Origin of the sequence: Bradyrhizobium genomosp. I (2014) (assembly GCF_000261685.1) — a bacterium.
Taxonomy (GTDB): Bacteria; Pseudomonadota; Alphaproteobacteria; order Rhizobiales; family Xanthobacteraceae; genus Bradyrhizobium.
In genome coordinates, this window is the sequence record NZ_AJQE01000099.1 from 1 (window position 1) to 4,716 (window position 4,716).

The window sequence follows — 4,716 nt, forward strand, 5'->3', positions numbered from 1 at the left end:
GCGCCATCGATGCCGAGGAAGCCGGTGGGGGTGAGATTGGTCATGGTGTCACTCTTGTTCGCAATGAGGACGAGACGCGTCGGCGCACTCCGTCGCTCCCTCCCCCCTTGCGGGGGAGGGCTAGGGAGGGGGGTGCCACACGGGGACTCCCAGCGTGATGAAGAACACCGTGCGCGCGACGATGAAGGCCGATTGCTGGGCTACCCCTCTCCCCCACCCTCCCCCGCAAGGGGGGAGGGAGCGCAGCGGTGTGTGCGGCGATAGCGCGAGTCATACGACGCACCGTCTCGCTCAATTCGCACCTTCCCGCAGCTTGAACCGCTGGATCTTTCCCGTCGCCGTCTTCGGCAGCGACTCCACCACGTCGATCCAGCGCGGATATTTCCAGGGGCCGATCTTCTGCTTGACGTGCTCCTTCAGCATCTCCTGCAAATCCGTCGTCGTTGCGCCCGGCCGCAGCACGACGAAGGCCTTCGGCTTCAAGAGCCCTTCCGGGTCGGCCTCGGGCACGACGGCGGCTTCCAGCACGGCCGGATGCGTGATCAGCGCGCTCTCGACCTCGAAGGGCGAGACCCAGATGCCGGAGACCTTGAACATGTCGTCGGCGCGGCCGCAGAAGGTGTAGCGGCCATCGGTGTCGCGGACATACTTGTCGCCGGTGCGGGTCCATGGCCCCTCGAACGTGCGGCGGCTCTTGTGGCGCTGATTCCAATAGCCCTCGCCCGCGGAGGGCGCATCGACCAGGAGTTCGCCGACTTCGCCGTCGGCGACGTCCTGGCCCGCCTCGTTGACGAGCCGCACCGCATAGCCCGGCACCGGCTTGCCGGAGGAGCCGTATTTGATGTCGCCCGGCGCGTTCGAGAGAAAGATGTGCAAGAGCTCGGTCGAGCCGACGCCGTCGAGGATGTCGACGCCGAAGCGCGCCCTCCAGCTGTTGCCGACGGACTCCGGCAGCGCCTCGCCGGCCGAGGTGCAGATGCGTAAGGCGCCGCCGCCACGCTCGCTCTTCATCGCCTCGTCGTTGAGCATCGCCGCGAACAGCGTCGGCACGCCGTAGAAGATCGAGGGATTGTAGCGGTTCATCAGGTCGAACATGCGCGCCGGCGTCGGACGCTCGCTGTTCAGGATCACGGTGGCACCGACCGACATCGGGAAGGTCAGCGCATTGCCGAGGCCGTAGGCGAAGAACAGCTTTGCCGCGGACAGACAGACATCGCTCTCGCGAATGCCGAGCACCTGCTTCGCATAGGTGTCCGCCGTCGCCTGCAAATTCGAATGGATGTGCCGCACGCCCTTGGGCATGCCGGTCGAGCCGGACGAGTACAGCCAGAACGCCGGCTCGTCCGGATGCGTCGCGGCGGTGGTGAACTGGTCGCTCTCGCCTGAGAGCTCCTCGGCGAGCTGCTTGTGGCCGTTCTGCTTGGCGCCGGAGACCACGACATGCTCGAGATCCGGCATGCGGCCGACGACGTCCTTGATGACGGGATAGAGCGCCTCGGAGACGAACAGCACGCGCGCGCGGCAGTCGGCGAGAATGTAGGCGTATTGATCCGCGGTCAGCAGCGTGTTGAGCGGCACCGGCACGACGCCGGCGCGGATCGCGCCCAGGAACACGATCGGGAAATCGACGGTGTCCAGCATGATCATCGCCACGCGCTCCTCGCGGCGGACGCCAAGCCGGCGCAGCATATTGGCGGCGCGCCGGGTCTCGCGCTGGAGCTCGCCATAGGTGAGCCGCGAGACGGTGTCGTCGAAGGCGAGCTTGTTGCCGCGGCCTTCCTCGACATTACGGTCGAGCAGCCAGTTCACCGCGTTGTAGGATCCCTCGCTCACGGACTTCTCCCCCGAATTTAGAATTATAATTCATAGAAAGACACCGCGGCAGCTTGCTGTCAATGCCAGCAGGCACTATGTTTCATTAAAACGCGCCGCAGGACCTCCTTCAAGAGGCATCCGCTAAAGAAGGCTCATGACCGACAGTCCCGACGCCGAATCCCGTTTCCTCGAACAGCTCGGCCAACGCGTGCGCACCATGCGCGCGCTGCGCGGCATGTCGCGCAAGGTGCTCGCCAAGGTGTCAGGGATCTCGGAGCGCTACATCGCGCAGCTCGAAAGCGGCAAGGGCAACGTCTCCATCGTGCTGCTGCGCCGCGTCTCGGATGCGATGGGCGCGCACCTCGAAGATCTGCTCCCCTCGACCGATCCGACGCCGGACTGGCAGATGTTTCGCGACCTCTTGCGCAAGGCGACGCCGGCCCAGATCGCGCAGGCCAAGGATCTGCTCGCCGGAGGCAGCGCCTCCGCGCCGCGTCGCGCGCCATTCTGCGGCATCGCGCTGATCGGCCTGCGCGGCGCCGGCAAGTCCACGCTCGGCAAGATCCTGGCGAAGAAGATCGGCTGGAGCTTCGTCGAGCTCAACAAGGAGGTCGAGCAGCAGAACGGCCTCTCGGTCGCCGAGATCATCGCGCTGTACGGCCAGGAAGGCTTTCGCCGCATGGAGCAGGCGGCGCTGCAACAGCTGCTCGCGCGCAACGAGTTGATGGTGCTGGCAACCGGCGGCGGCATCGTCTCCGAGCCGCTGACCTTCGACCAGGTCCTGACCTCGTTCTACACGATCTGGCTGAAGGCCGAGCCCGAGGAGCACATGGCGCGCGTCCGCCGCCAGGGCGACCTGCGCCCGATGGCCGATGATCGCTCCGCAATGGCGGAGTTGCGCAACATCCTGCTCAGCCGCGAGCCGCTGTATTCGCGCGCAACGGCCGTGGTGGATACGGCTGGGCTGTCGGTCGATGCAGCTGCCGCACGGCTGATCGATGCGGTGCGGCCGGTGCTGCAGAACGACGCCCGCAGCTTCGGCCTGCGCAGCGTCGCGCTTTGAGCTCCGTCCTCGCATGACCGATATCGACGCGACCACCTCCCTGTTCGATCGGATCGGCGGCAGCGCAGCGATCGACGCCCTCGTCGACCGCTTCTACGAGCGCATGGACGTGTTGCCGGAAGCGAAAGTCATCCGAGCGATGCATGCGGACGACCTCGGTCTGATCCGGGACGTCTTGAAGCGCTATCTCACCGAATGGACGGGCGGCCCGAAGCTCTATTCCCCCGAGAAAGGCCATCCGCGACTACGGCAGCGGCACATCGGCTTTGCCATCGGCGATGCCGAGCGCGATGCGTGGATGCTCTGCATGCGTGGGGCGCTGGAAGAGGCGGTGAGTGATATCGCCGCGCGCCAGGATCTCGATCGCGCGATGTCGGGCCTCGCCGACTGGATGCGCAACCGGCCCTGATACGGCAGCGCCTCGACGCAAATTGAGGACGCACCCATGCTCTCGCGCAATGCGCCATGCATTGCTTGAATTGAACTCCGGACAAATCGCCTGCTAAGCTCTCGATATGACCGACACCCTCCCCGATACCATCCGCCGTCTCTACACCGATCCCGGTGAGTACATCGACAGCGATCATCCCACGGTGCAACAATTCGCGAAAGACGCGGTGCGCGCGGATGCGAGCGCGCGCGAGAAGGCCCGCGTCCTCTACAAGGCGGTGCGCGACGGGATCCGTTACAACCCCTATGTCAGCATGCGAGTCGCCGAGACCTTTCGTGCCTCGAGCGTGCTCGCCGCCGGACAAGGCTATTGCGTCGGCAAGGCTGCTCTCTATGCAGCCGCCTGCCGCGTCCACGGCATTCCCGCCCGTGTCGGCTTTGCCGACGTGAAGAACCATCTCACCACGGCGAAACTGCGCGCCAGCATGGGCACCGACATCTTCACCTGGCACGGTTTTACCGAGGTGCATGTCGACGGCGCCTGGCGCAAGGCGACGCCGACGTTCAACGACACGCTCTGCGCCAAGGTCGGCGTGGTCCCGCTCGATTTCGATGGCCACACCGATGCGCTGCTGCACCCCTTCGACGGCGAAGGCCGCGCCTACATGCAATACGTCAACGACCGCGGCACCTATCACGACGTGCCGGCAAAATTCCTGATGCGCGAGATGGCGCATGACTACGCCAACATGCAGGGCGAGGATCTGTCCGGCCGCGACATGGAGCGTGAGGCGGAAGCGCGGCAGAGCACGGTCCCGTAGCGATAGACTTGGACGGGCGCCATCGCGACGCTATGCTGGGCGCGAACGAGCGAGACGCGCGATGGACGCAACTGCCGATATCATCCGTCGATCTGCCTCACCACGCCTTGCGCGGCTGGTTTCCAGTATCTCGTTCTACCGCGAGCGCGGCCTCGGCCTGGCCGCCTTCCGCCACGCCGCTCCGCTTGCGCTTCCTCTGCTGGTGAACTTGGGAACGCCCTTCCGCATCGCGCTCGGGCAGCAACCGGATGCTGCCGACGCGCGGCCGAGTTTCGCGGCGGGTCTCTTTCCCGGGCCGGTCCTGATCGAGTCCGACGGCCGCGCCGAATGCGTTCAGGTCGATTTCACGCCGCTCGGGGCGTATCGCTTCTTCGGAGGAGCCGTGCCCGATTTGACCGCCCGCATGGTCGGCCTTGACGACATTCTCGGACGGGATGGTGAGAACCTCCGCGCCAGGGTGGCCGAGGCAGTCGGCTGGCTGCGGCGATTCGAGATCGTGGAAGACTTCGTGCTTCGCCGCGCCGTGCACGAGCCTTCGCCAGCGGTAGCTTTCGCCCTGGAGACGCTCTTGGGACGCGCAGGCGCGATCAGGATCGCCGACATCGCCTCCGACATCGGCTGGGGGCG

5 protein-coding genes are annotated in these 4,716 nt (G+C 65.9%); 4 read left to right on the top strand and 1 reads right to left on the bottom strand.

All coding sequences use genetic code 11. From position 1 onward, the window contains the following. Nucleotides 1-291 precede the first annotated feature (291 nt). Complete coding sequence (locus IC50_RS09680) at nt 292-1,833, bottom strand: benzoate-CoA ligase family protein (protein WP_035703420.1); 1,542 nt, start codon at nt 1,831-1,833, stop codon at nt 292-294. Nucleotides 1,834-1,969: 136 nt separating this feature from the next. Here IC50_RS09680 and IC50_RS09685 point away from each other — a divergent pair, with 136 nt between their 5' ends. The 4 genes from IC50_RS09685 to IC50_RS09700 form a co-directional block, all read left to right on the top strand. Continuing rightward, on the top strand, nt 1,970-2,878 hold the full coding sequence (locus IC50_RS09685) for a helix-turn-helix transcriptional regulator (protein ID WP_035703422.1): 909 nt from the start codon (nt 1,970-1,972) through the stop codon (nt 2,876-2,878). A 13-nt stretch (nt 2,879-2,891) separates the two neighbouring features. Further along, nucleotides 2,892-3,287: a group II truncated hemoglobin gene (locus IC50_RS09690; protein ID WP_035703424.1), complete on the top strand. Its 396-nt coding sequence runs from the start codon at nt 2,892-2,894 to the stop codon at nt 3,285-3,287. Between the two features lie 106 nt (nt 3,288-3,393). Further along, complete coding sequence (locus tag IC50_RS09695) at nt 3,394-4,089, top strand: transglutaminase-like domain-containing protein (protein WP_035703426.1); 696 nt, start codon at nt 3,394-3,396, stop codon at nt 4,087-4,089. Nucleotides 4,090-4,150: 61 nt separating this feature from the next. After that, a partial coding sequence (locus IC50_RS09700; RefSeq protein WP_035703427.1) for a hypothetical protein occupies nt 4,151-4,716 on the top strand: 566 nt, incomplete at its 3' end.